This window comes from Pseudoalteromonas sp. P1-25, assembly GCF_001401805.1.
Lineage (GTDB): Bacteria > Pseudomonadota > Gammaproteobacteria > Enterobacterales > Alteromonadaceae > Pseudoalteromonas.
Genome location: NZ_LKDW01000018.1, coordinates 40,371 through 66,216 on the forward strand (window position 1 = coordinate 40,371; position 25,846 = coordinate 66,216).

At 41.0% G+C, this 25,846-nt stretch carries 27 protein-coding genes; 12 read left to right on the forward strand and 15 right to left on the reverse strand.

Annotation, left to right across the window (positions count from 1 at the left end; all coding sequences use genetic code 11):
- Positions 1–9: 9 nt before the first annotated feature.
- Entirely contained in the window at positions 10–384 is a 375-nt protein-coding gene (locus tag AN393_RS12170; protein WP_055015876.1) for a BlaI/MecI/CopY family transcriptional regulator, read from the reverse strand.
- 102 nt (positions 385–486) lie between these two features.
- On the reverse strand, positions 487–1,179 hold the full coding sequence (locus tag AN393_RS12175; RefSeq protein ID WP_055018203.1) for a pseudouridine synthase: 693 nt from the start codon (positions 1,177–1,179) through the stop codon (positions 487–489).
- A gap of 90 nt (positions 1,180–1,269) precedes the next feature.
- Here AN393_RS12175 and AN393_RS12180 point away from each other — a divergent pair, with 90 nt between their 5' ends.
- Both AN393_RS12180 and AN393_RS12185 read left to right on the forward strand, forming a co-directional pair.
- The gene (locus AN393_RS12180) at positions 1,270–1,575 is read left to right on the forward strand and encodes a DUF6482 family protein (RefSeq protein ID WP_055015878.1); all 306 of its coding nucleotides are present in this window, start codon (positions 1,270–1,272) and stop codon (positions 1,573–1,575) included.
- A gap of 41 nt (positions 1,576–1,616) precedes the next feature.
- On the forward strand, positions 1,617–2,024 hold the full coding sequence (locus AN393_RS12185; RefSeq protein ID WP_055018204.1) for an N-acetyltransferase: 408 nt from the start codon (positions 1,617–1,619) through the stop codon (positions 2,022–2,024).
- Positions 2,025–2,038: 14 nt separating this feature from the next.
- On the opposite strand, the gene AN393_RS12190 is transcribed toward AN393_RS12185, so the two are convergent.
- The 9 genes from AN393_RS12190 to lptM all read right to left on the reverse strand — a co-directional run bounded on the left by AN393_RS12190 (position 2,039) and on the right by lptM (position 9,491).
- Positions 2,039–2,395 (reverse strand): HopJ type III effector protein, encoded by a 357-nt coding sequence (locus tag AN393_RS12190; protein WP_055018205.1) that lies wholly within the window; start codon positions 2,393–2,395, stop codon positions 2,039–2,041.
- Positions 2,396–2,432: 37 nt separating this feature from the next.
- Positions 2,433–3,734, reverse strand: coding sequence for a hypothetical protein (locus AN393_RS12195; RefSeq protein ID WP_055018206.1), 1,302 nt, complete (start codon positions 3,732–3,734; stop codon positions 2,433–2,435).
- Positions 3,735–3,758: 24 nt separating this feature from the next.
- Positions 3,759–4,859 carry a retroviral-like aspartic protease family protein gene (locus AN393_RS12200; RefSeq protein ID WP_055018207.1) on the reverse strand — a complete coding sequence of 367 codons (1,101 nt, stop codon included), beginning with the start codon at positions 4,857–4,859 and terminating at the stop codon, positions 3,759–3,761.
- A gap of 24 nt (positions 4,860–4,883) precedes the next feature.
- Entirely contained in the window at positions 4,884–5,591 is a 708-nt protein-coding gene (locus tag AN393_RS12205; RefSeq protein ID WP_055015882.1) for an HAD-IA family hydrolase, read from the reverse strand.
- A 10-nt stretch (positions 5,592–5,601) separates the two neighbouring features.
- Positions 5,602–6,546, reverse strand: coding sequence for a tyrosine recombinase XerC (locus tag AN393_RS12210; protein WP_055015883.1), 945 nt, complete (start codon positions 6,544–6,546; stop codon positions 5,602–5,604).
- Positions 6,543–7,154 (reverse strand): DUF484 family protein, encoded by a 612-nt coding sequence (locus tag AN393_RS12215; RefSeq protein WP_055015884.1) that lies wholly within the window; start codon positions 7,152–7,154, stop codon positions 6,543–6,545. The genes AN393_RS12210 and AN393_RS12215 overlap by 4 nt, the downstream gene beginning before the upstream one ends.
- On the reverse strand, positions 7,151–7,981 hold the full coding sequence (gene dapF / locus AN393_RS12220) for a diaminopimelate epimerase (RefSeq protein WP_004588980.1): 831 nt from the start codon (positions 7,979–7,981) through the stop codon (positions 7,151–7,153). Before dapF ends, AN393_RS12215 begins: the two co-directional genes overlap by 4 nt.
- Positions 7,982–8,045: 64 nt before the next feature.
- Positions 8,046–9,299 carry a diaminopimelate decarboxylase gene (lysA, locus tag AN393_RS12225; protein WP_055018208.1) on the reverse strand — a complete coding sequence of 418 codons (1,254 nt, stop codon included), beginning with the start codon at positions 9,297–9,299 and terminating at the stop codon, positions 8,046–8,048.
- Positions 9,300–9,491, reverse strand: coding sequence for an LPS translocon maturation chaperone LptM (gene lptM, locus AN393_RS12230; RefSeq protein ID WP_055015886.1), 192 nt, complete (start codon positions 9,489–9,491; stop codon positions 9,300–9,302).
- Positions 9,492–9,639: 148 nt separating this feature from the next.
- On the opposite strand from lptM, the gene cyaY reads away from it, so the two are divergent.
- The 8 genes from cyaY (at position 9,640) to add (ending at position 19,369) form a co-directional block, all read left to right on the forward strand.
- Positions 9,640–9,963 carry an iron donor protein CyaY gene (gene cyaY / locus AN393_RS12235; protein ID WP_055018209.1) on the forward strand — a complete coding sequence of 108 codons (324 nt, stop codon included), beginning with the start codon at positions 9,640–9,642 and terminating at the stop codon, positions 9,961–9,963.
- Positions 9,960–10,616 carry an alpha/beta hydrolase gene (locus AN393_RS12240; protein ID WP_004588976.1) on the forward strand — a complete coding sequence of 219 codons (657 nt, stop codon included), beginning with the start codon at positions 9,960–9,962 and terminating at the stop codon, positions 10,614–10,616. Before cyaY ends, AN393_RS12240 begins: the two co-directional genes overlap by 4 nt.
- Before the next feature lie 21 nt (positions 10,617–10,637).
- Entirely contained in the window at positions 10,638–11,582 is a 945-nt protein-coding gene (locus AN393_RS12245) for a DUF2914 domain-containing protein (protein ID WP_055018210.1), read from the forward strand.
- Between the two features lie 35 nt (positions 11,583–11,617).
- A complete protein-coding gene (gene hemC / locus AN393_RS12250; RefSeq protein ID WP_055018211.1) occupies positions 11,618–12,556 on the forward strand; it encodes a hydroxymethylbilane synthase in 939 nt (312 codons plus the stop codon).
- On the forward strand, positions 12,557–14,386 hold the full coding sequence (locus AN393_RS12255) for a uroporphyrinogen-III synthase (RefSeq protein WP_055015889.1): 1,830 nt from the start codon (positions 12,557–12,559) through the stop codon (positions 14,384–14,386).
- Positions 14,383–15,492 carry a heme biosynthesis HemY N-terminal domain-containing protein gene (locus AN393_RS12260; RefSeq protein WP_055018212.1) on the forward strand — a complete coding sequence of 370 codons (1,110 nt, stop codon included), beginning with the start codon at positions 14,383–14,385 and terminating at the stop codon, positions 15,490–15,492. The genes AN393_RS12255 and AN393_RS12260 overlap by 4 nt, the downstream gene beginning before the upstream one ends.
- A gap of 46 nt (positions 15,493–15,538) precedes the next feature.
- Positions 15,539–18,229 (forward strand): CHASE domain-containing protein, encoded by a 2,691-nt coding sequence (locus AN393_RS12265; protein WP_055018213.1) that lies wholly within the window; start codon positions 15,539–15,541, stop codon positions 18,227–18,229.
- A 138-nt stretch (positions 18,230–18,367) separates the two neighbouring features.
- Complete coding sequence (add, locus tag AN393_RS12270) at positions 18,368–19,369, forward strand: adenosine deaminase (protein WP_055015892.1); 1,002 nt, start codon at positions 18,368–18,370, stop codon at positions 19,367–19,369.
- Between the two features lie 46 nt (positions 19,370–19,415).
- Here add and AN393_RS12275 read toward each other — a convergent pair whose 3' ends face one another.
- The 4 genes from AN393_RS12275 to AN393_RS12290 form a co-directional block, all read right to left on the reverse strand.
- Positions 19,416–19,832: a CBS domain-containing protein gene (locus AN393_RS12275; RefSeq protein ID WP_055015893.1), complete on the reverse strand. Its 417-nt coding sequence runs from the start codon at positions 19,830–19,832 to the stop codon at positions 19,416–19,418.
- A 160-nt stretch (positions 19,833–19,992) separates the two neighbouring features.
- The gene (gene fre, locus AN393_RS12280) at positions 19,993–20,706 is read right to left on the reverse strand and encodes an NAD(P)H-flavin reductase (protein WP_055015894.1); all 714 of its coding nucleotides are present in this window, start codon (positions 20,704–20,706) and stop codon (positions 19,993–19,995) included.
- Positions 20,707–20,809: 103 nt separating this feature from the next.
- The gene (gene ubiD, locus AN393_RS12285; RefSeq protein ID WP_055015895.1) at positions 20,810–22,276 is read right to left on the reverse strand and encodes a 4-hydroxy-3-polyprenylbenzoate decarboxylase; all 1,467 of its coding nucleotides are present in this window, start codon (positions 22,274–22,276) and stop codon (positions 20,810–20,812) included.
- Between the two features lie 146 nt (positions 22,277–22,422).
- Positions 22,423–22,713: an MliC family protein gene (locus AN393_RS12290; protein WP_055015896.1), complete on the reverse strand. Its 291-nt coding sequence runs from the start codon at positions 22,711–22,713 to the stop codon at positions 22,423–22,425.
- Between the two features lie 133 nt (positions 22,714–22,846).
- Between AN393_RS12290 and AN393_RS12295 the strand changes: the two genes are divergently transcribed.
- Both AN393_RS12295 and AN393_RS12300 read left to right on the forward strand, forming a co-directional pair.
- Positions 22,847–23,758 (forward strand): DUF808 domain-containing protein, encoded by a 912-nt coding sequence (locus AN393_RS12295; RefSeq protein ID WP_055015897.1) that lies wholly within the window; start codon positions 22,847–22,849, stop codon positions 23,756–23,758.
- Positions 23,759–23,873: 115 nt separating this feature from the next.
- A complete protein-coding gene (locus tag AN393_RS12300) occupies positions 23,874–25,832 on the forward strand; it encodes a S9 family peptidase (RefSeq protein ID WP_055015898.1) in 1,959 nt (652 codons plus the stop codon).
- Positions 25,833–25,846: the final 14 nt, after the last annotated feature.

Below are 25,846 nucleotides of genomic sequence, written 5' to 3' on the forward strand. Positions count from 1 at the left end.
GTTAATCCCTTACTTTTGGTTTTTTTCCCACTCATCAATGACTTTTTTAAGCTCATTTATGTCTTGCTGAGAAAGCTGCTCCGATTTAGCAAACCCGCTTACCAGCGGCGCTATGCGGCCACTAAAAAAGCGCTCTATAAAGTTTTGGCTTTCTTTTAGGGTGTAGTCGGCGCGCTCCATACAGGGAGTATAAATATATTGGCGACCGTCCTTTTCAAAGGTCAGTGCGCCTTTTTTAACTAATCGACCTAGAAGGGTTTTAATGGTTTTTTCGTGCCATTGTTTGTCATCGCTTAAACGCTCAATAATTTGGCTGGCGGTTGCTGGGTAATTAATCCAAAGTGCATCAAGCACGTCGAATTCTGCTTTTGATAACTCAATCATTTTTATTGCCTACAAATGTAATCTTTAAGTTAAGACTACACCTGTAATCTGTTTTTGCAAGGTTATTTTTTAACTTTTTATAGGTAATTAAGCGACTAGGTATTAGATATTTGAAATATCTGTTTTATTAATTTGTATGTAGTGGTTTTCAGGTAGGTTTAGGTTTGAGAGGGCGAGTTCGCTAAATTGCACTCTAAATAAATCAATCACTTTAAAGCCGCAGTAATGCGCCATTTTACGTATTTGCCTGTTAAGGCCTTGTTTTAAAATAATACTAAATTGGTTGTCAGCTATTTTAGTGACTTCACACGGTAAGGTTACTTGTTTATCGATAGGGATTCCTGCGGCCATTTTTTCACAAAACGCGTTATCAATAGGCTTATCTACCGTGACTAAATAACGTTTAGGCTGGTGGAAGTCTGGGTGAATAAGTTGATTACAAAAACCACCGTCGTTGGTCAAAACCAGCAAGCCACGAGAGTCTTTATCTAATCGGCCAATGGGGTAAACCCGGGTGAGGGTGGGTAAATGGTGAATTAGGCTGGCAGGGTCATTTTCATTTAATTTGCAGTCAATACCTACAGGTTTGTGGTACGCAAAATAAACCAAACCGGCTGGCCCTTTAACTGCTTGGCCATTAACTACTACGTCGTCTTGCTCATTAACGTGATCTATGTGATTAGCAGGGCGATTATTGACCATTACTACCCCGTCATCTATTAAGCGCGATGCTTGTTTTCGTGAGCACACACCAGCGTGAGCAATGTATTTAGCGAGTCGAATTTTATTGCTCATAAGCTTAAAAGGCAGTGATGTAATAATTTGATCGCGATTATAGCAAAGGTGCGTATCTATAAGGTTACTTTTTATTAAAAGGCGATTGTTATGGGTATGAAATTTTCTGAGCTAAAAAAGCACGAACCATTACAAAAAGTGGTGGCGCACTCCCTTGAAATGGCGCTCTATCAGGTGTCTGTCATTGTAAATAACGTAGAGTATTACGTTACTGAAGAGAATGGCGAATTTGTAAAAGCGCTCAGTCCGCTGCATATTCAAAAGCGGTTTGAAAACATAGCTTACGCCGAAATGGTGCTGCGACACACTAGTGCCTACGATGAAATGTGCGGCCAACCCGAAAAAACAACAAGTAATTTGCTTGAAGTACCTTATGGAAAAAACAACCTGTTTTGATAGAGCTAGTTTGCTAGTATCTGCTCTTTTAAGGGCGGTACATGTATCAATTACAAGCAGATAATACCGATGCGTTAAATTCAGCGCTTCGCACAAAAATAGTTGAGTTTAACGGGCAACATTTTGACGCCCCTAAAGTGCCATTAGGCTATAAATTTTTAGATGAAAAAGGCTGTTTAATTGCCGGCGTGAGTGGTTCCGTGTTTGGTAATTGGCTAATGATTAACTGGCTTTGGTGTAGCGATACTGCTCGGGGCAAGGGGTTAGCTGGCAAGCTTTTAAATGCGCTTGAACTTGCAGCTATTGAGCTTGGTGCCAACATTGCACAGCTCGACACGCTTGATTTTCAGGCCAAGCCATTTTATGAAAAACGCGGATATGTGGTTAAGTATCAGCTTAACAACTACCCGCATTCTGGTACGCGTTATTTTATGGAAAAAACGCTTTAATTGAGCTGTTTATATTACTTTGCTTTTAGCGGCTCACAATCAAAGCTCAGCCCTAAAAATGGCGTCGTTTCTGGCGCTAACATAAATGTACGAATGTTCATGTGGTCATCGCCTTTAGGGTTTTGTAGTACGTCCTCGCGGTAAAACTTACCAAAACAATCTAAGGTATTTTGTTTGCTTAAATCGTTTAATTTAGCAAATGCAAAAATTTTGCAAGACCCGTTGTTTTCACTTGCTGAGCTAAGTAAGCCGTGGTTATTAAATCCACACGCAGTAAAATCGTAATTAGCTTCTATCACCGCCATGGTATCGCTAAATTGTATGCTTTTAGGGTTGCCTGCAAGTTGCTGTAAAAAGTCGTTTAATAACATGATTGCCCTTTTTTAACAGAAGATTCAAGGAGAAAAATTAATAGTCGTTGCTTGTAAGCTCTGCGCTTAAAAGCTTTCCGTCATAAATATAAAAATAACCGTCCCAGTGTTCAGAGGTAAACTCTGCTGAGTCAAAAAACTCGTCGTAATCGCCTAACTTAGCAAGGTTTGAAACGGGGTCGTTGTAATTTATGCCTGTTAGGCTCCACTGTTTACTTTGGTTAATATAGCCAGCTAATGCAGCGAGTTTAATATTTGCGGTTGAAAAAGGCTCTACAAGCTTTAATTTAGAAATGTAGCCGTTGCCTTCATATATAAACTCATAACAAGGAGTAATAATTATATTGTCATGATCTTCATTAACCACTTTAAGCGTTTTACTACTTTCGTGTTTTTTTAAGTATTCATCGGCCAACATGGAGCCGTTATAGCATTGGGTCGTGTTCTCTATGTTCTTAATTATCTCGCCGTGAGATATACCGACAACTCTTTGCTCTGACTTGTCAATTGACACCTTGTAAGATGCAGTTTCTATTTCATCAAAACTGTTTTTTAATTTATTTATGGCCTGTTGAGTTAAATTTGTATCAAGAGAAATAGTCTGCTCTGTGCCGGTACTTATTTGTAGCTTTTCATTTGCTAGAGAAAGCTCATTATTTATCACCATAGGTAGTAGCATTTCATGGAACTGGTAACCTATAAATACATTATTTTTAAAGTGAAAGGCATGATTTCTTCCATATACAAGTATTGCATTATTTTTATCGCTTAGCGATAAACTAGCGAGTCCCAGAGTCGCTAATACTTGCTCATAGCTACTGCCAAGTTGAAGGCCAAAAAAGTTGGTTGGGGTGATAAGGGGATTGTTAAATTGAGTAAACTTAGGGGCGTTGTTTATGTCTAAAGTGACTTCCATTGCATTCCCCTCAATGGTAGTTGATAAGCTGCGCTTGTGCATGCCTGAAATAAATAGCTCGCTAGTCATAGCGACTTGCTGATTACAGTTTTTTGAAGGGGTGAGCTTAATAAGGTAGTGTAATTTTTTTTGGGCTCTACTTATTGTGGGGGTTTCAGCAGAGTGGCTGCTTTGGGTAGTAAAGTATTCCTCAACATATAGTTGTTCATGTTGTTGTTTATACTGTGCGGTATATTTATTGAGTGCTTTTTGTCTAAGGTTTTGTCTTTTTCTTTGATGGTTATCTAAATCTCTCAGTGTAGCGCTAAGGCTTATTTCTATTTCGGGTGAAATAGCCTCACAACTTTTGTCTTGTACAAAATAATTTGTTGCCTGAGCAGTACATTGCCAAAAACAAAGTAGTGTACATAGTAGAGTACGCATAAACTTCCTTTTATTATTTTTTGTTTATTTAGCACTCAACTCTAACTCATCTGTTTGCTGATTTATATTAAATTTATATCTAGATAAAAAGTTCATTCCCAACAAACCTTGGCCGCGGATGTTTTCAATACCGAGCACTTCAAAACCGTAAATAATTTGCATCCCTACTTTAAACGACTCAATTTGGTAGCGCTTTACGCTAATTTGCCCATTCGCCGTGTTTACGGTTACATCGCCTAAATAAAGTGGCCTGGGTGAAAGCTGCTCGATTATGTCGCTTGATAGCGAGGTAACACTTGCGCCAGTATCTAGCATTAGTTCTGTTTGGATTGATTCATTTAGCTCGGTGTTAATTGTGTAATGTGCGCCGTAGGGGGTAAGCGTAATAAAGTCATCTTGTGATTGAGCTTTATCTATCATTGCTTGTAAATCAGCGACTTCGTTTTGTAAAGGGTGTTGTGATGGCATACGCTCAATAGTTGTTAAGGCGCTAATAAAGTCTTCGAGCTGATAATAAGCATGCGCGAGTGCGTATAAAAAATGACTGTTATCGTTTTGATAGTCGAGCCAAATTTGAGTTTGTTCAATAATTGTTTGCCAGTTTTGTTGCTCACTTAAACTATGGAGCTCGTTTTTAGTCAGATTTTCCAACTGCGCATTTGCAGCGCTTTGCTGTTGCTCACTTAACAACGGGTATAGTTCAAATAAGGCAATAATTGCATTTTGTATTTGCCCTCTATTTATTAAGTAATCGACCTGCAATGTAAGTAGCTCTGTATTGTAAGGGTCTTGATCTAATAGTGCGTTTAACAATGGCTCGCTAAGAAATAAGTTAGTATTTAGCCATGTTTTTAATTGCAAGAGCCACGAAGCGTAAAGAGTGCGAGCTAGGGTGGGCGAGTGTTGCTTTAGTTGCTGATATGTCTTTAGCGCATCGCCAAATTTGTGTAGCTTAAATTGCTGTTGAGCTTGATTGAGTAGATTACTTTTTGGCGTTTTAACTAGGTCTGCAGGTTTGGTATTTTGTGCGCTTACCGTGGGCTGTTTTTCTGGCCACAATAAATAAGCGTTTAGGCTAATAGAGCCTATTAATAGCAAGGTGATTAGCTTGGTATATTGGCTCATTGCAACCTCTTAGTTGTATTTAGGCTATTTGATAAAATGCGCTAAGGCATGAATATTCGCAATTTCAACATCGGCAAGGCCTTTGTAGTTATAATTCGCGCCTTGGTCGTTTAACCAAACCGATTGGCAGCCAGCATTATTAGCACCTTGTACGTCGGTATCTAGGCTATCGCCAATGTGTAAAATTTCACTTTTAGCCACGTTTAAGTGCACGGCGGCTTTATCAAACAGTGTAGCGTGGGGCTTGGCTTTACCGTGCATGCCGGCTTGCAATACTAGCGCAAATTTATCGCGTAAATTAAAGCGTTCTATTTCCACATTACCATTGGTTATTGCAACCAGCGTAAAGTGCTGGGCTAAGTTATCTAGCAGCTTTAGTACGTCGTCGGTTACCACTATTTTGCTGCGGGCATCGGCAAAGGCGTTATAGGCTGCATCGGCATGATGCTCTACTTCTTGATCGCTTAAATCTAGCTTTGAAAGGGCTAGGCGTAGCGTATGTTGGCGCCATTTAGTTACATTATCAGCAAGCTCTGGTAACTGTATTACGGCCTCGTTGCGACATTGTTGCCAGTATTTTGGGCCTTGTTTTAAGTAGCTAGGAAGCGCGTTTAAATAATCTTGCTGCGCTTTAACTGCGGCTTTTATTATTGGGTGGTTGTTATATAGGGTGTCGTCTAAATCAAAGCTCATAACAGAAAAAGGGCGAAGAGCACGATTAAATCGAATCATAATTACATTCCTAATCGGTTTGTTTTTTAGCGCGCGGATGGGTGTTGTCGTACACTTTGGCTAAATGCTGAAAATCTAAATGTGTATACACTTGCGTAGCCGACAAACTACTGTGCCCTAATAGTTCTTGTACAGCGCGTAAATCGCCAGATGATTCTAAAATATGAGAGGCAAACGAGTGGCGAAGTTTATGCGGGTGCACTTGTGAGCTAATACCTTGTTTTATTCCCCACTCTTGCATGCGTAAGCGAACTTGGCGAACCGAAATACGGTTTTTTTTACTGCTTAAAAACACCGCCATTTCGTCAGGCTTTGCAAATTGCCCCCGTATATTGAGCCAATTTTTTAACGCTTTGAGCGCTTTACTACCTACGGGGATGAGGCGTTCTTTGTTACCTTTACCTTTGACTAATATTTCACCATTGGCAGTGTTTATATCGTGTAAGTTGGTGCCAACTAACTCGCTGATGCGTAACCCTGATGAATACATAAGCTCCATCATGGCCTTATCTCGTATGGCTAATGGGTCGTCATCGCTAATCTCCAGTAGGCTTGCCATCTGATCAACGTCGAGATTTTTAGGTAAAGGCTTCGAAAATTTAGGGCCTTTAATACCCTGCGCTGGGTTATGATAATGCGCGTGGTGCGCAACGTTTTTGGCTTTTAAAAATTTATACAAACTACGAATGCAGCTTAATTTTAAACTAATGGTGCGTCCGCTTAATTGCTTTGTGCGAAGTGCCATGCTGTAGCGGCGAATATGCTCCCCTTGTACGCCAAACCAGTCGTCACATAATTTACTAAAATACAGGGCGGCAAAGTTTAGTTGGCTAACATACTGATTTACAGTGTGCTCTGAGTACTGTCTTTCGTACTTTAAATAGTCACTAAATAAATGAATGGGGTTACGCCAATGCTCACTTAATTGTTCAGTGTTAGGCGTCTCGTCGCTCATGCCAATTCCAATAGCCTAAGTTGCAATGCATGCACAAAATCAAGCACAAACAGGTTATCTTGTGCAGGCTCAAAATGGTTTTCATCATGGCTGCCAAAGGCCAATATAGCAACGGGTTTTTCAACGCAGCCAATTAAGTAAATAGCAGAAGATTGCGTGTTTTCGCAAAATAATAGCTCACGCTCTTGCTGATTAACGCGTCCTAAGTAGTGCCCAAACTGGCTAAGGCGGTGCTCAATAAGTTCATCAAAAGTGTTGTTATATTTAACCAACCTACACTCGCTAATGTGTGGGCTGGTACAAATAATATTGCGCAAATTTGCGGCAAGCGTATTAAAGTCGTAATTTGTCCACAGTTGACGATGGCACTGGCTAAACAAGCGATACACTAGCTCATTTTGCGTCGCGTGTTGGCTCATACTCTGTATTTGATTTTTTAACTGAGTATTGTGCTCGCGTAACTGGCGCTGTTGTATATGTACAAGCGAGGTAGCCCCTTGCGCTTTGTGGTGTAACTCAAGCTGTGCAAGCAGCTCTGGCTGCTCTAATAAAAAATCAGGGTGGCGCGCTAAATACTCAGCAACGCGTTCTTTTGTTAGTTCGCTCATAAAGCAACTTGCCCATCGAATACATGCTCGGCAGGGCCGGTCATACGAACAGGGTGCCCTTCGCCGCTCCAACGCACTTGTAATGTGCCACCGGGTAAATCAACTTGTACTGTGGTGTTAAGTTTGCTCTGAATGTGACCAATGACCATTGCTGCGCAGGCGCCCGTACCACACGCTAAGGTTTCACTAACGCCGCGCTCCCAGACTCTTAACTTAATATGATCTTGCGAGACCACTTGCATAAAGCCAATATTGGCACGATTTGGAAAGCGTTCGTGGTTTTCAAGTAGTGGGCCAAGCACCTCAACTTGTGCGGTTGCTATATCGTCAACTTCTAGCACGCAATGTGGGTTACCCATAGACACGGCGCCACTAAACACAGTGTGTTCTTGCGCTCTTATTATATAAGTGAGTTCTCGCTTGCTGGCTTTAAGCGGGATTTTAGCAGGCTCAAAATTAGGGTGGCCCATGTTAACCGTCACTTGGCCGTCTTTTTCTATGTATAGCGTAAGGTTGCCTGACTTGGTCGAAACACTAATTTTGTGCTTGTTAGTTAAGCCTTTCATACGCACAAAACGGGCAAAACAGCGTGCGCCATTTCCGCATTGTTCTACTTCATTGCCATCGGCATTAAATATACGGTAATGGAAGTCGAGATCAGGGGAATAAGGGGCTTCAACCATAAGTAATTGGTCAAAGCCAATACCAAAGTGGCGATCAGCCAGTTTTTTTATTTGATCGCGAGACAAAAATACATTTTGTGTAATGTTATCAATTACAACAAAGTCGTTGCCTAAGCCGTGCATTTTGGAAAAATTAACTAACATAGCGCTCTAATTCGGGTTTGCTCTGCGCTAATCATGCCACAGAGCAGCGCCTTAACAAAAACGTTTATGGTAAAATTTTCTCACCTTGATAAAGGCTCTCGATGGTTTCGCGTTGGCGAATAAGGTGGTGTTGCTCACCATCTACCATTATTTCGGCCACACGTGGGCGAGAGTTGTAGTTTGAACTCATGGTAAAACCATAGGCACCGGCACTTCGTTGTGCTAATAAGTCGCCTTGTTTGAGCGCTAAGTCACGATTTTTCCCTAAAAAGTCGCCGGTTTCGCACACAGGACCCACAATATCAAAGTTGCGTGTTGGGGTATCGTCGTTGCGCACTGAGATAGGAATAATTTTTTGCCATGCCTGATAAAGCGAAGGGCGAAGCATGTCGTTCATACCCGCATCGACAATGGCAAAAAATTTATCTTGGTTTTGTTTAATAAACTCAACCTGCGTTACTAAAATTCCAGCGTTAGCGGCTATAGCGCGTCCTGGCTCAAAAATAAGTTCAAGATGTTTGTAATTTGCTAGACGCTCGGTAACTTGCGCTGCATATTCGCTAGGGTGAGGCGGTTGCTCATTATTATAAGGCACGCCCAATCCGCCACCAATATCTAAATGGGTAAGCTCAATTCCTTTTTCCTTGAGTTCATCTATTAAAGCAATTAGTTTATCAAGTGCTTCTAAAAAAGGTTTAACCTCAGTTAATTGCGACCCTATGTGGCAATCTACGCCGGTTACCTTTAAACCAGGTAAAGACGCCGCATGCTGATAAACGCTCACAGCCGTTTGAATATCGATACCAAACTTGTTTTCTTTCAAACCGGTAGAAATATACGGATGTGTTTTTGCATCTATATCAGGGTTTACGCGAATAGAAATAGGTGCTTCCAAATTTAATTCGCACGCAACTTCTGAAATACGCTCAAGCTCTGAGACCGACTCGACATTAAAACATTTAATACCTAATTTTAGTGCATAAGCAATTTCGTCGGCGGTTTTAGCTACACCTGAAAACACCACTTTACTGGCATCACCGCCAGCTTTTATTACACGTGCCAGTTCGCCCTTCGATACGATGTCAAACCCTGAGCCTAAACGCGCTAATATATTTAATACTGCAATATTAGAATTGGCTTTGACTGCATAGCACACTAGGCTTTTATGGTTTTTAGTGGCATTTGCAAAAGCTAAAAAATGGCGCTCAAATGTAGCACGCGAGTAAACATAACAAGGCGTACCGTATTGCTGAGCAATAGCGGCGACACTGACGTCTTCTGCAAATAATTGGTTGTTTTGGTAGTTAAAGTAATCCATTTATTGCTCCTGCGCTTGCTCTGTATTGGTTTTTTTTACAGGCGTTGACTGTGCCGTATTAGGGGGTGTGTTTTGCTCAGTTTGCTGCTCTGGTAAATACAAAGGCCCACTTTGGCCGCAGCCAGCTAATGCACTTAGCAGTAAAGTACTTATAAATAGTCGTTTTAATTGTAAGGTATGTGTCGCTTTCATTAGATTAATACGGTTGCTGGCTTTATAATCGCAGAGTAACAGAATATCTAAAAAATGCAGCTATTCGCGGATGATTTTATTCCTGTTACACTAGCTGTATATAAACCGTACCCAATATTACGCAGCTCGCCTGCAAAGGAAAATTACAATGACTGAAAGTGAATATCACCAATTAGCCGAAGCGCTTATGTACACAATTGAAGAGCAAGTTGATGATTGTGAAGCAGATTTAGATTACGAGTCGGCAGAAGGTATTTTAGAAATAATTTTCCCTGATAAAAGTAAAATTGTAATTAATAAACAGGCGCCTTTGCATCAAGTATGGGTTGCAACTAAATTTAATGGCCACCATTTTGAAATGCGTGATGGGCAATGGATTGATAACCGCTCAGGTGCAGAGTTTTGGAAGTTTATGAACCAAGCGTCTACTCGCCAAGCTGGCCAAGAGATTAAGTGGCAATCAAGCTTATGAGTTTAGAGTTTGCACAATACCCAGCGCAAGGTGAGCACAAAGCCACTGTGATTTGGTTACATGGTTTAGGTGACTCTGGCGATGGCTTTGCTCCGGTTGCACCGCAACTTAATCTACCCAGTGAGCTTGGCATACGATTTATTTTTCCGCATGCGCCTATTCAACCGGTCACCATAAATGGTGGCATGGAAATGCGCTCGTGGTACGACATTAAATCTATAGAATTAGACAAACGTGCCGATGAACAAGGCGTGAGAGATTCAGCCGAAAAAGTGCAAGCCCTGATCAATCAAGAAATAGAAAATGGTATACCTGCCAATAAAATTATTTTGGCGGGCTTTTCGCAAGGGGGCGTGGTGTCTTTACATTTAGCGCCGCGATTTGAGCATAAATTGGCAGGTGTTATGGCGCTGTCTACTTATATGTGCGTGCCTGAAAAGCTAGCGCAAGAAGCAAAGCATACTGATTTAAATGTATTTATGGCGCATGGTAGTCAAGATAATGTAGTGCCGCATAGTGCGGGTAGAAGTGCGTTTGAAGTATTAACAGCACATAACATGGATGTAAGCTGGCAAGAATACCCTATGGCTCATCAGGTTTGCGCAGAAGAACTGCAAGCTATTCGCCAATGGTTAATTGCCCGTTTAAGCTAATTTGGAACCGCTGAGGTCAATATGAGTCAAAAAATAGTTATTAAAGCAAATGTAAAACGCGAACCACAAAATAGTGTACCTAATGTAAGCTACGAGTGGCATTGGCGTCGTATTGCGAGTGTTTCTATGTTGGTAGCAATGACCTCGGCAGCGGTTGTGTATGGCTTAACGAGTTCGGTAAATGCCGATCAGGGCGAGCAGCCGAAAGAGCAATCGCCTTATTTACATTTAAGCGAAGGCGCCGCAGATAATGTTGAGCCTGCTGTGCGTGTAAATGATGAGCAAATGCACCCAAACGAGCCTACATTAGCGAATGATATAGCAGATGTTGCGCCAGCGGTGCTTGAGGATGAAAGCGTTAATAATGATACTTTATTAGCGCAAAGCAATCACGAGCAAACGGATATAGAGCCAATTGCTAACGTTCAAAGCAATCAAGTTTCTGTTATTGAGCAATCAGATACCGAACTCGCTGAGCCTATCGCTAATCGGCCGCTTACAAACACCCAGTTAAGCGCATCACCCAATGAACAGCTCCCAGATATTAAAAACGACGACGGCTCGCTAACTAGCAGTGAAGGTTTTTCATCTACGGCGCACATTGCAAGCGTTGCGTTAGGTGCACAAATTGATACAGGTAAAATTAGCCGTGCAGTACTTACTCGCAAAGTAAGTAAGCGCGAGCCCACTAATGTATTTGCTGCAGATATCCGTTTAAATCAGTTTGAAGAGTCGCTCTCGTTTTTTAGTGAGCTTAAAAACCTACAAGGCCAACAAGTAAAGCATGTATGGTCTTATGAGGGTGAAACCATGGCTGAGATTTCGCTTAATGTTACCTCGCCGCGCTACAGAACGTACTCGACCAAAAATATTATGAATACACAAACAGGCCATTGGCGTGTAGATGTTGTTGATGAGCAAGGTAATTTAATTGCTCAAAAAGAATTTAGAATTTTAGCTAATTAAGCGTGGCTATTAGCTGTAACTATTTGGATACCCCTATGACAGAAAAAACAAAGTTAGTACGCATTGCAACTCGTAAAAGTGCTTTAGCGCTTTGGCAGGCTGAATTTGTAAAAGCACAGCTTGAGCATTTTCATGCTGATGTACGCGTAGAATTAGTCCCTATGTCTACCCAAGGGGATATTATTTTAGATACACCGCTTGCTAAGATTGGTGGTAAAGGCTTGTTTGTTAAAGAGCTTGAGCAAGCCATGTTAGATGGCCGTGCCGATATTGCTGTCCATTCAATGAAAGATGTACCCGTTGAGTTTCCAGAAGGTTTAGCACTGCACACAATTTGTGAGCGTGAAGACCCGCGCGACGCGTTTGTATCAAATAACTATATTAATTTAAGCGAATTACCCCAAGGTGCTGTGGTGGGGACTTCTAGCCTTCGTCGCCAGTGCCAAATTAGAGCTCTGCGCCCTGATTTAGTCATTAAAGACTTACGTGGTAATGTAAATACCCGTTTAGCAAAACTAGATGATGGCCAGTATGATGCAATTATTTTAGCCGCAGCTGGGCTGCTTCGTTTAAAAATGGATGACCGTATTGCTGATTATATTGAGCCTGAGGTGTCGCTTCCTGCTAACGGACAAGGTGCTGTGGGTATTGAGTGTCGTATTGATGATGAAGTAACAAAAGCCTTACTTGCCCCGCTTGAGCATACCCAAACACGTATACGTGTAAATGCAGAGCGCGCGATGAACCGCCATTTAGAAGGTGGCTGCCAGGTACCAATTGGCGCGTATGCATTAGTTGATGGTGACCAAGTGCATTTACGCGGACTAGTTGGTGCAGTAGATGGTAGTGAAATTTTGCATGACGAAGTAACCGGTCATATAAATGATGCAGAAGCAATTGGTGTTGAGCTTGCTAAAAGGTTATTAGCGCAAGGCGCCGACAAAATATTAGCAGAAGTATATAGAGACGCATAAATGACACATATCCTGATAACTCGGCCCGAAGGAAAAGGCGCAGCCCTTGCTCAGCAACTTGAGCAAGCGGGTTATCAGGCGTCATTGTTTCCTGTTTTAAAAATATCCTACCTTACGCCTTCCTCTACCGAGCTAAGCCCGTTAATTAATGCCGATAAAATTATTTTTATCTCTCAAGATGCCGTTACTGCATTAGCGCAATTAAAGCCTACAATAAATACTAAAGCACAATATTATGCAGTAGGGCAGCAAACTGCTGATACTGTTTATGAAGTGTTTGGTGTACGAGCTGCACTACCCAAGCAGCATGACTCAGAAGGGCTATTAGCGCTTAAGTCTTTAGCTGAGGTGGAAGGCAGTAATATTGTATTAGTAAAAGGCCAAGCAGGGCGCCCAGATATTGCCAAAACCTTAAAGGAGCGTGGGGCTTTTTTAAATAACTGTGTGGTATACAAACGTGAGCCAATAAGCGCTGAAAAAACCAACTGGACAGACCACTGGCAAAGCCTGAAAGTACAAGGTATAGTCATAACCAGTAATGCAGCAGTAGATGCAATATTTAATAACCTAACTGAACAACAATTACAGTGGTTACAACAGTGCCGATTTTATGTTGCTAGCGAGCGTATAGCCGCTTATTTACAACAGCAACAGGTAAGCTCGGCTAATATACACATTGCCGCAGGGGCAAGCGATACCGCTATGTTTTCCTGCATAAAACAGCAAGGTAGCAAGATGAGCGAACAGTCAAAGCCAGTTACGGCAGATAATAAAACCCCAGCTAAAACAGCTGCGCCTTCAAATAAAAAAGAGCCTGCACATGCAACGGGTACGACCAATAAAAAGCAAAAAATAAGTAAAATAGCGGTTCTTGCGCTTGTTATTTCTCTTATTGTTGCCTGTGGTGTGGGGTATGAGTTTTACCAAAAACTCAATGCAGGTAAAGCCCAAAATGTAGCTGTTAATGAACTAAAAGAAGAAAACGCGTTATTGTCACAAGAGTTACAGGCGCTCAAGTCTGCGCAATCTAATCTTCAGCAAGCATTGTTCAATAGTGAGCAAAAAGTGGCAGCTGCGCTTAATGAAAGTGCAGAGAGTAACCAGCAACAATTAAAAGCTGCATTGCAACAAGCTCAGCAGCAAGGCGCTTCACTAAACCCGCAAGAAGTAACCAGCTTACAACGTATGGCTGAGTTTAAACTGTGGGCTGAAAAAGATTACCAAGGTGCTAGCGCTGTACTTAAACGCTTAGATGCCTTATTGAGTGAACACCCAGGTACTGTTGCAGTTCGCCAAGCAATAACACAAGACATTCAAACACTAGATAGCTTAAAACCTATCCCAACAGAAGCCATTTACTTAAAACTTAATAGCGTGTTATCAAACATAGATAACCTTGCATTTAATGCTGTTAACATACCGCAAGAAGCAACAGAAATTGAAAAAAATGCCTTGAGTGAAGATGTAAGCGATTGGCAGCAAAACCTAAGTAATAGCTGGAATAAGCTAGTTGATAGCTTTATTACTATTCGTCAGCACGAAGGGGTTGCTATAGAGCCACTGCTAACAGATCAGGAGCGCCACTTAATTAATCAACGTATTAAATTAAATGTGACGCAAGCTCAAGATGCATTAATGAGCAAGCAGGCGAGCATTTATTTTAGTGCCATAAGTGAGGCAAAGCGCCTTGTTAATGAGTACTTTAAGCAAGATGACGAGGCAACAAAAGTGGTTATAAACGCACTAACTAGCCTAGAAAAAGAGCCATTAAACTTTAACCCTGAAGTAAACTTACAAAGTACACAGCAGGTTAAGGAGTGGGCGCAATGATAGGGCTTATAGTATTAATTGTTGCGATTGTTTTAGTTTTAGCGATTACGCCATTTGTACTGGATGAAAAAGGCTATGTGCTGATCTCGTTTAACAACACCACGATTGAAGGCACGATTGTATCGTTTTGTATTATGGCGGTAATTAGTGCAACTATTTTGTTTTTAACTTACAAATTAGTGCGCTATTTATTGTCGATTTATCATAATACTAAACATGGTTTTTTTGCGCGTAGCGAAGAGCGAAAGCAAGCAGCTATAGAGCAAGCCTTATGGAGTGCAATAAACGATGATTACGAGCTTGTAGAGCAAACGTTATCAGGTAATAGTGTACCCAGTAAGTTTGAAGATATTCGCTTAGCGCTATTAGCAAAGGCGGCGCTTGCTAATAATGAAGCCGATAAAGCATTAGAGCGCTTATTTGAAATTAGCCCAGAGCAGCAGCTTAACGTAGCTAAACTTTGGATAGCCAGTGGCGATAGCAGTGCAATAGAATCGCAAATGCGCGCTAACGCAGATTCAAAAAAAGCGACACCACTTGAGCTTAAACTATACGCCGAAATACTCGTACAACAACAGCACTTTAGTGCGCTTGAAGACTTTTTACCGCGTTTACTTCGCAAAAAAGTCCTTAACGATACGCAGTGGACGCAGCTGTTTAATGCCTATTTTAATGCACAAGCTAGCGATAAAATCACTGAAAAATATAAGCAACTTCCTAAAAAGCTACAAGCTCATGCTAATACAGCTTATTTAATGCAAATGGCTAAAGTAAGCCAGTTAAGTGCGATTGAAAGTGACTTAATTAAAATGGTGAAGCATGACGAGCAGCATGCCTTACTTGCCAATATATTAAGTAACGCCACCTCGGCAGAGGCTGTAAAGCTTCAAAGTAGTATTCAAGAGCGCCTGAAAAAAGATGGTGCAAACAACGCATTATTACTCTCGCTTGCGTGTTTAGCTAATGCCCAAGGCGATTATGAGTTAGCCGCAAAAGTTTTTGATAAAGCCTTGAATATCGAAAACAAAAAGCAATTTGCTCAGCAAGCAGCGCTTAGCTATAAAAATACCGCACAAGCCAATAAAGCACTCGTTTTGTATCAATAAAGGCTACACTTATACTTTTGCAGCTTTGATATTCGGGAGCATTGGGTTGAAACACTTTTTCATTGTCACTGTAAGTTTAGCGTGCGCTTACTTTTTTACCGGATATTTTAGCAACTTATTATTGGCAATCGATGGTTATGCCGTAGCTGTGTGGCCGCCTTCGGGAATTGCGCTTGCTGGCTTTTTAATTTGGGGCAGAAAGAGCTTACTAGGTATTGTTTTAGGGGCTTTTTTCACTAACCTCATTCATTTAGAAAACGCCTCAGCGATATTTCAGTTAAGTGTATTTATGCATGCTGCGGCTGTTACCTTTGCCTCTACTATACAAGCTTGGGTTGGTAGCCTGTTGGTCACTAAAGTGATTAAAGCACCGCTTGATTTATCTTCTTTAAAACATTGTATTCAAAGCCTCGTTGTTGCAGGCCCATTATGCTGTGTTATAGCTGCAGGTGTAGGCACCAGCTTATTAATTTTTAATGGCGTTATTGTGTCTCAAGCGGGTTGGGATACGTTTATAGCGTGGTGGATAGGCGACAGTATTGGAGTGCTTGTTTTTACTCCGCTTATGCTAGCTGCATTTAACTATTCACAAGTAAATTATCGCCTACAAGTTATACTGCCCTCACTGTTAATTTATATGGTTATAAGTATTAGCTTTTATGGCGCGGCCAGTGTAAAAAAAGAAAAAAACATTCAAAAAGAAGAGCTTAAAATATTAGCCACGCAAGATGCTATCAACAATAAAATTAACGAAATAACAGCACACCTCGCCTTACTGGCAACCTTTTTTTCTAGTAGTGACGATGTGAGCTTTACTGAATTTAAGCAATTTACGTCTAAGCAGCTTAGTTACAGCGAAGAAATTTTAGCATTTGAGTGGGTGCCCTACTTACCAAGTGAAAACCTAGCTCAGTATATAGAGGCTAATAACAATACAGAGCTTGCTAAATACAACTTGAAAGAAAGAGCAAAAGATGGCAGTTGGCAGGCCGCTCGCCCACGAGATTTTTACTACCCCGTACAATACGCACACCCTTTATCGGGAAATGAAGATGTAATTGGCTTTGATCTTGCCTCAAATGAGGTAAGGCGATCTGCATTAATAAAAGCAAAAGTGTTAAATGAGTTGGTGATTAGTGAGCCAATAAATTTAGTGCAAAACGAAGCTGAGCGCGGCGTGTTGTTTTTTCATCCGGTGTTTGGCAACAATATTACCGAAGACGATTTTAAAGGTTTTGTGGTCGCCGTGGTTAGTTTAGAGAGACTATCAAACGCGGTGTTATTTGATCAAAACAACGGTGTTGCAGTGAGCTTTACAGACACCACAACAGAAGATAATGCACAACCTATATTTATTGCTGAGCACCAGCAACTATTGCCGTTAAAAGACTACAAGTTATTGGTAGGTAAGCGAGTATGGCAGGTGGAACTGCATCAGCCAATGCAACGCGAGTCATGGCTAGTTTACTGGCTTGCGCAAATAGCCGGCATGTTATTTGTTTGGCTGCTTATTACCTTTTTAATATCGGTAACGGGAACCAATATTCGAATACGTGAGCAAGTTGCAAAGCAGACTAAAATTTTACGCTTAGAAAAGCAAAAGGCCGATGAAGCCAATGAAATAAAAAGCCAGTTTTTAGCGAATATGAGCCACGAAGTTCGCACGCCTATTAATGGCATTAAAGGGTTGCATTATTTAGCCCTACAACAAAATGATTGGCAGCAAGCACGCAGTTATATAGAGCAAGCAGATGGGGCACTGGGCGTATTGCTAAGAGTACTTAATGATGTACTTGATTTTTCAAAAATGGAAGCAGGGAAGCTCGATTTAATTCAAGAGCCTATAAGTGTAGGTGCCGTGTGTGAAGAAGTGGCCAATTTACTGCAATTTGATATTGATGCCAAGTCGCTAGAGTTTATGCTTGATTACGATAAATCTAGCAACTTGGTTATCAACACCGACCCAATACGCTTAAAGCAAGTTTTGCTAAATCTAATCAATAATGCCATTAAATTTACAGCCAAAGGCAGCATTACACTTAAGGTGTGGCAGTCTAAAAAAATGACCTACTTTAGCGTTAATGATACCGGCATTGGAATCAGTAAAGAGGCGCAAAAACAGCTCTTTAAACCATTTGCACAAGCAGATAGCTCTACCTCGCGTCAATATGGCGGCACCGGGTTAGGTTTAAGTATATGCAAGAAGCTTGTGGAGTTGATGGGCGGAGAAATTGATTTAATAAGCCATGAGGGGCATGGCTCTACATTTACTTTTAGCTTACCGATTTATTCGCCGTTGCCAAAGGCTGAGCAAATAAAGCAACAATATGATGAAATAGATGTTAGTACGCTTTCTTTTGCAGATTATAAATTATTACTTGTTGAAGATAACCCATTAAATCAGCACGTCGCGAGTGCTATTTTAAAAACCAAAGGGTGTATTGCTGATATTGCCAATGATGGCTTTGAGGCGATTGAAAAACTGACAGAGCATACCTACGACATTGTACTTATGGATATACAAATGCCAAAAATGGATGGCCTTGAAGCCACACGAGTTATTCGTAATGAGCTTGGTTTGTTTGACCTACCTATCATAGGCTTATCTGCTAATGCTCACGATGACGATGTTAAAAAAGCAGTGGCCAGCGGTATGGATAACTATATTACTAAACCTATTGAAGCAAATACTTTATTTAAAACACTCTGGCATCACCTAGCGCATCAAAATAAGTGAACAAAAACCTAATTTTGTTCACTTTTTGAGTAAAAAGCAGACATATGACCGCTAATATTTACTTTAACTGCTCTACACTTGAAAAATAACTGTACCTGCGTATCATGCGCGCAATTTTAACCTAACCGAGTCGCTATTATGATAAATAAAAAATTACCTCTGCTAGATATTCATCGCCATTTAGATGGCAATGTACGTGCGCAAACCATACTAGAGCTTGGTCAACAGTTTAATATTACGCTACCCGCTGATAACGTAGAGGCGCTTATCCCTCACGTGCAAGTTATTGATCCTGAACCTGATTTAATGGCATTTTTGCAAAAGCTCGACTGGGGGGTCACGGTACTGGGCGATTACGACGCCTGTAGACGCATTGCCGTTGAAAACATAGAAGATGCGCAAGCCCAAGGACTAGATTATGTAGAGCTTCGCTTCAGCCCGTATTATATGGCACAAAGCCAAGGTTTACACCCGCAAGGGGTGGTGGAGGCCGTGGTTGACGGTATAAAATCGGCTACTCAAGGCGCCAATATTAAAGCAAACTTAATTGGTATTATGTCGCGTACTTACGGTGTTAAAACCTGCCAGCAGGAGCTTGATGCATTACTTGCCTTTAAAAATGATTTAGTGGCGATTGATTTAGCCGGAGATGAAATTGGTTTTCCGGGCGAGCTTTTTATCGAGCAATTTAAGCAAGTAAGAGACGCATACCTAGCCGCTACTATCCATGCCGGTGAAGCGCTCGGCGCTGCAAGTATCTGGCAAGCCATTAATGAATTAGGTGCAAGCCGTATAGGTCATGGGGTAAAAGCAATCGAAGACCCTAAACTAATGGACTATCTGCGCGATAACCGCATTGGTATTGAGTCGTGCTTAACCAGCAATATTCAAACCAGTACTGTAAACGATTTAGCTAAACACCCCCTTAAACAGTTTTTAGATCACGGTATTTTAGCATGTATTAATACCGACGATCCCGCTGTAGAGGGGATTGAGATTGAGCATGAGTACGTAGTGGCTGCGCCAAAGGCAGGCTTAACTCAAGCCGATATGCAAAAGGCACAAGCAAATGCCCTAGAAATTGCATTTTTAAGCGACAGCGATAAAGCCGCGTTAACCGCGCTTGCTGCAGCACGTTAAACACGCTTAATACAAAAAATGCCGCTTATTTGCGGCATTTTTTATGTTAGCTTACTTTTGTTTGGCAGCTCACGTAATTATCAAAAAGTGCCTTTAGTATATCGCTTCGGCCAATGAGGCCTATTACGGTATCCCCCTCAACGACGGGGTAGTTTTTAGGCTTTCCAGTTTTCATTTGCTCAGCAAGCTCGATTATATTGGTGTCGGCATTAACGGTTACAACCTCTGTTTGCATAAGCTGTGAAACTTTTACAACACCATCGCAAAAGTAGCTGCTTTGCATTAACGGCTTTAAAAGCTCTTGCTCAGATATAAAACCAACCAATGATTTATTGTCGTCAAATACGGGCGCACCTAGTAACTTAAACTTTTGTAGTTCACTAATCGCGGTGGTCATTTCAGTATTTGGGGTAATGTGTGGCAACTTGCGTTGCATAAAATCTTTTACTTTTGTATTTAACATTTGGGTCTCTCCCGCTGATGTTCTATACAAAGTATGGTTTATAGATAGGAATTTAGGAAATTGTTTATACTGATTAAAGTAATAGGCTATACCAATTAGTAGCTTAAATTTGATAGAAATAATAAAGGCGCCAAGGGCGCCTTTATAGTAGAATAAAAATTTATTTTATAAACGCGAATGCATCTGCATACATGTTTTCGCGAACAGCACCGTGAGCAATAAAGTCATCACGAACAATGCCAATCATGTCAAAGCGACCAGCCATGTATATGTCGTACGGTTCTAGCGACACAATATCTTGCATTACTGCTTTGTGTACAAACCCAGTGTGACCTTGCCAATTAGCAGATGGGTTTTCTACAACAGGAATAAATTTAAAGTGCTCGTTACTTTCTGCCCATGCTTGCATTTCGCTGTGAGCATACAAGGCTGACTCTTCTTTAACACCCCAGTAAAATAATACCGGGCGGTCGCAGTTAATTTCAGCTAAATGATCAGCCATTGATTTTGCGTAAGAAAACCCCGTGCCGCCAGCCAATAAAATAATAGGGCGCTGACATTGTAAACGTAGTTGCGACACACCAAGGCCGGCTTCAATATCAACCAGCGTGTTATTTTGATGCGCATTACGCAAATGCTCAAGTGATTGCATTGCGTACGAATCGGCTTTAGATGCGCCAATATGAAGCTCTATTTCATCACATTGCGATGGACGGCTTGCAATTGAAAATGCGCGCTTGTCTTTTTCACCAAGTACAAGTTGCATGTACTGGCCAGCTTCAAACGTAACAGGTTGTTGAGGCTTTAAAATTACTTTATGAACAAATTCTGTAAGTGGGCTGATGGCAACAACTTCAGCTTTTAATGTTTGCATTTTTTACCTTTTAGCAGCGTTTACGCAGATATGCAGTTAAGTGGGGCAATATTAACATACCTGCGGGGTTATTTTATAGCCTGTTTATATTCAGTAGGCGTGCTTAAAGTATATCGAGACTCTGCCAAATTTCGTCAACACGTTCTTTTGTTGCTTTATCCATAACTATTGGCTCGCCCCATTCGCGGTCGGTCTCACCTGGCCATTTATTGGTTGCATCCATGCCCATTTTGGAGCCAAGCCCAGATACAGGCGAGGCAAAATCGAGATAATCTATTGGCGTGTTTTCAATTAATGTGGTGTCGCGTGCAGGGTCCATACGGGTAGTGATGGCCCAAATAACATCGTTCCAGTCACGAGCATTTACATCATCATCGCAAACAATAACAAACTTAGTATACATAAACTGACGTAAAAACGACCATACGCCCATCATTACGCGCTTAGCATGGCCTGGGTATTGTTTTTTCATGGTTACCACGGCCATACGGTAAGAGCAGCCTTCGGGTGGCAAGTAAAAGTCGACGATTTCTGGAAACTGCTTTTGCAATATAGGCACAAACACTTCATTTAATGCCACGCCTAAAATTGCCGGCTCATCAGGCGGACGACCAGTAAATGTACTGTGATAAATTGGGTTTTTACGGTGAGTTAAATGGGTTACTGTCATTACAGGAAAATCATCAACTTCGTTGTAATAACCAGTGTGGTCACCATAGGGTCCTTCGGGCGCCATTTCGCCTGGCATAATGTAGCCTTCAAGTACTATTTCGGCACTGGCAGGAACTTGTAAGTTATTTGAAATAGACTTTACAACTTCCGTTTTACTACCACGCAGCAAGCCCGCAAAAGCATATTCGCTTAACGTGTCTGGCACAGGTGTAACGGCACCTAAAATAGTGGCAGGATCAGCCCCTAATGCAACCGAAACTGGATACGGTTCGCCGGGGTTTTCTTTGCACCATTCTTGAAAATCGAGCGCGCCACCGCGATGCGATAACCAACGCATAATTATTTTATTTTTACCTAATAGCTGCTGGCGGTAAATACCCAAATTTTGGCGCTTTTTATAAGGCCCTTTGGTAACGGTTAAACCCCAAGTGATAAGGGGAGCGGCATCGCCAGGCCAGCAATGCTGTATTGGTAACTTAGTTAAATCTACATCGTCACCTTCTAAAACAATCTGTTGGCATGGTGCTTTTTTAACTTCTTTAGCCGGCATATTGAGTACTTGTTTAAATACCGGAATTTGCCCTAGTGCTTCTTTAATCCCTTTTGGTGGCTCAGGCTCTTTTAAAAAAGCGAGTAGCTTGCCAACTTCACGCAGCTCGCTTACATCTTCTTGACCCATGCCCATAGCAACGCGCTTAGGTGTACCAAATAAGTTTGCAAGTACAGGCATACTGTGACCTTTTGGGTTTTCGAACAATAATGCTGGGCCTTTAGCACGTAATGTACGGTCAGCTATTTCGGTCATTTCAAGATACGGGTCGATTTCTTGAGTAATACGTTTAAGTTCGCCTTTTTTTTCAAGCAAATCGATAAAATCACGTAAATCTTTATATTTCATGGTAGGCCGCTACTAAGCAAAAAGTGAAAGTATTATACCCAACTAAACAACAAATGCATGTGTAGTTGTTAAGGGTCTGATAGTGTAAAAACAGGTTATTTATTACGAGGAGAAAAAAGAAAAAGTTTAAATCGCGAAGGACAAAATTATAAAGCGTCTGCTTGTTGTTGGCAGTGGTATTTATTACCTGAAACAATCAACATCGCTTCATCGGCTTTAGACCAAAATAACACTCGCTCATTAATATACTTTACCCCTGATGCGCTAGGCTCTTTATTAAGTGTATATGTTTGCTGATTTAAAGTAAGTGTTGCCCGCGCTCCTTGGTGGGCTAATTCTACTACGCGATCGTTGCATAAATAGTGGGTACTTTTAGGCTCATCACTACAGGCTGATAAAATCAGCATGCTTGTAAAAATAACCACTAATGCTCTCATTAATACCCCCTAAGTAAGTTTGCCATTGATAAAAATCAGTGCGTCCAATCAGCATAACAAAGCAAAATTAACCGTTGGTGAAAATTACGGATTAAGCTATGTTGATAGCATTATTTTTTAGCTAGGAAGCAACATGGCAGGCATTAACCTTTTAACATTACTTGATGATATAACCACCTTACTTGATGACATTGCCACGATGAGTAAAGTCGCCACTAAAAAAACAGCCGGTGTACTGGGTGATGACTTAGCACTTAATGCTCAACAAGTGACAGGCGTGACAGCTGATCGCGAATTACCCGTGGTTTGGGCGGTGGCAAAAGGCTCGTTTTTAAATAAAGCTATTTTGGTACCCGCTGCATTGCTCATAAGTGTATGGCTGCCTTGGCTGATAACTCCACTGCTAATAATCGGTGGCTTATTTTTATGTTTTGAAGGTGCTGAAAAAGTATTTGCTAAGTTTTTACCTCATCATGAAGAAGTAACAAACGAAGGCGAGAAACATGATTTAGTTGAGTATGAAAAGCAAAAAGTAAAAGGAGCCATACGAACCGACTTTATTCTCTCAGCCGAAATTATAGTGATCACCTTAGGAACGGTTGCAGGTGCCTCGCTCGTAAATCAGGCACTTGTATTATGTGTTATAGCCGTTTTAATGACCATAGGTGTATACGGGCTCGTAGCCGGTATTGTAAAGCTTGATGACGCGGGATTGTATTTGCTCAATCAATCAAAGGCGTCGGCTAATAAATTTAAAGAGTGGCTTGGTAAAGGCTTATTAGCTGCAGCGCCAAGGCTTATGCAATTTTTAGCCTTTGCTGGCACGGTGGCCATGTTTTTAGTGGGCGGTGGTATTTTATCTCATGGTATTGAGCTACTGCATCATTGGCAATTAGAAGTAACAAATATAGGTAAGTCGTTACTAAATGGCACTGGCGAAACATTAGCCCCCCTTATATTTGACGGATTACTAGGGGTAGTCGCGGGGCTGTGCATTGTTATTCTGCATTTAGTTTGGAGTAAATTTGCTAACACTAAGCACTAGATTTATAACGCTATTAATTTACGCCTATTTACATAAAAGGGGAAAGCATAGTGTATATTTTTGTTAAAAGTATGTAACATAAAAGCTTAATAAAAAATAAATAAAAGGAACTTTAATGAATAAGTTTTTGGCTTGTTTGACACTATTGCTGGTCAGTATTTTTAGCTCTCATACTACAGCAAGTAATGACTTGGTACCGATAGAAAGTTTTAGTAAAGATATAGAGTTTGCAGGTGTGAAAATTTCACCTGATGGAAAATATTTAGCTGTAATTACTCGCCCTGAAGGAAAAAATGTATTAATGGTGCTAACCACAGATACATTTAAAGTAAGCCATGCAATAAAATTCCCTAATAATGCCCAAGTTGGCAATTATTACTGGGTAAACAATGAAAGAATTGTATTGGCCAAAGAGTACATTAAAGGCTGGAAAGACCATCCCGAATATCATGGTGAGCTTTTTGGTATAAATGCTGATGGTAGCCAAGGCAAATACCTAGTGGGTTACCAAGGTGAAATGCAAACGGGTACCCGCATCAAAAAAGCGACACCTATACTCGGCACTTCTTATGTACTAGACCCGCTTATTCATGATAGACGTAAAATGCTGATCCTAACCTTCCCATGGAGCGCATCAAATGAGCCGCATACAATCGTTTATGAAGTTGATATTTACAGCGGAAAACGAAAAAGAGTTTCTAGGTCACCATCAAGAATGGCAGGCTTTTTAACGGATCATGATGGAAATGTGCGTGTTGCTGTTTCAAACGATGATTACATTAACCAAAAAATTTATACGCGAGAAAAGTCCGGTGGTGAATGGCAACAGCTTGATTTAGGAGAGCTAAAATACACTGATATTAGTCTTCATGCGTTTGATAGTACGGGCACATCTGTTTATGTTACAGCGTCAGAAAGTGGCGAAGCAAAAGGGCTTTACAAACTAAACTTAGAGAGCAAAAAGTTTGAACTTTTACATAAAGAACAGCACGTTTCTCCAAAAAAAGTGTGGGTAGATGAAGTTTCTAAAGAGTTATTCGCAATTGAAAATGAGCTTGGTTACCCAGCTTATACCTTTATAAATAATTCTCATAAAAGTGAGCGCTTAAAGGCATTAATACAATCGCTTCAAGGTCAGCAAGTGCAGCTTGTTAGTAGCACTGAAGATGGCGAGAAGAGTATTATATTTGCGTCAAGTGATACCAACCCTGGCAGTTATTACTTGTATGACGCCAAAAAGAATAGCTTGCGCTTTTTATTTGCGACTAAAAGCTGGATCAAGCCAAGTGAAATGGCAATAACCAAACCTGTAAATTATAAAGCGCGTGATGGCTTAACAATATACGGGTATTTAACCATCCCTAATAATACTAATGAAAAAAACTTACCTTTAGTTGTTATGCCTCACGGTGGGCCTCATGGACCAAGAGATTGGTGGGGCTATGAGAGCGAAGCTCAACTATTAGCCAGTAGAGGCATTGCCGTACTAAAAGTTAACTTTAGAGGCTCTGGTGGCTTTGGTCGCAACTTTGAACATGCTGGACATAAAAAATGGGGTGCTGAAATACAATACGACATTATTGACGGTGTAAAACACTTAATAGAGCAAGGTACTGTAAATAAAGATAATATTTGTATAATGGGCGCAAGTTTTGGTGGCTATTCGGCATTACAAAGTGCAATTTTAGAACCTGATATGTTTCAGTGTGCTATTGGTGTCGTTGGGGTGTACGATTTACCGCTAATGTTTGAAGAAGGCGATATCTCTGAACGTGACCGTGGACAGCGCTATCTTAAAAGCGCGCTTGGTACTGATGAAGCACAGTTAAAGCGTTTTTCACCTAGTTACAACATAGACAAGCTTAAAGCACCTGTTTTAATTGTACATGGTGGGCAGGATGAGAGAGCACCAATTGAGCAAGCTGAGTCTTTAGTAGCAGCACTAAAAAAAGAAAACCACCCTTACATATACGAGTTACTTGAAGATGAAGGGCATGGCTTTTATAAAGCAGAGCACAGAACACGCTACTACAAGCAGGTACTTAACTTTTTAGATGAGCATATGACTTTCTAATTATAAGTATGAAC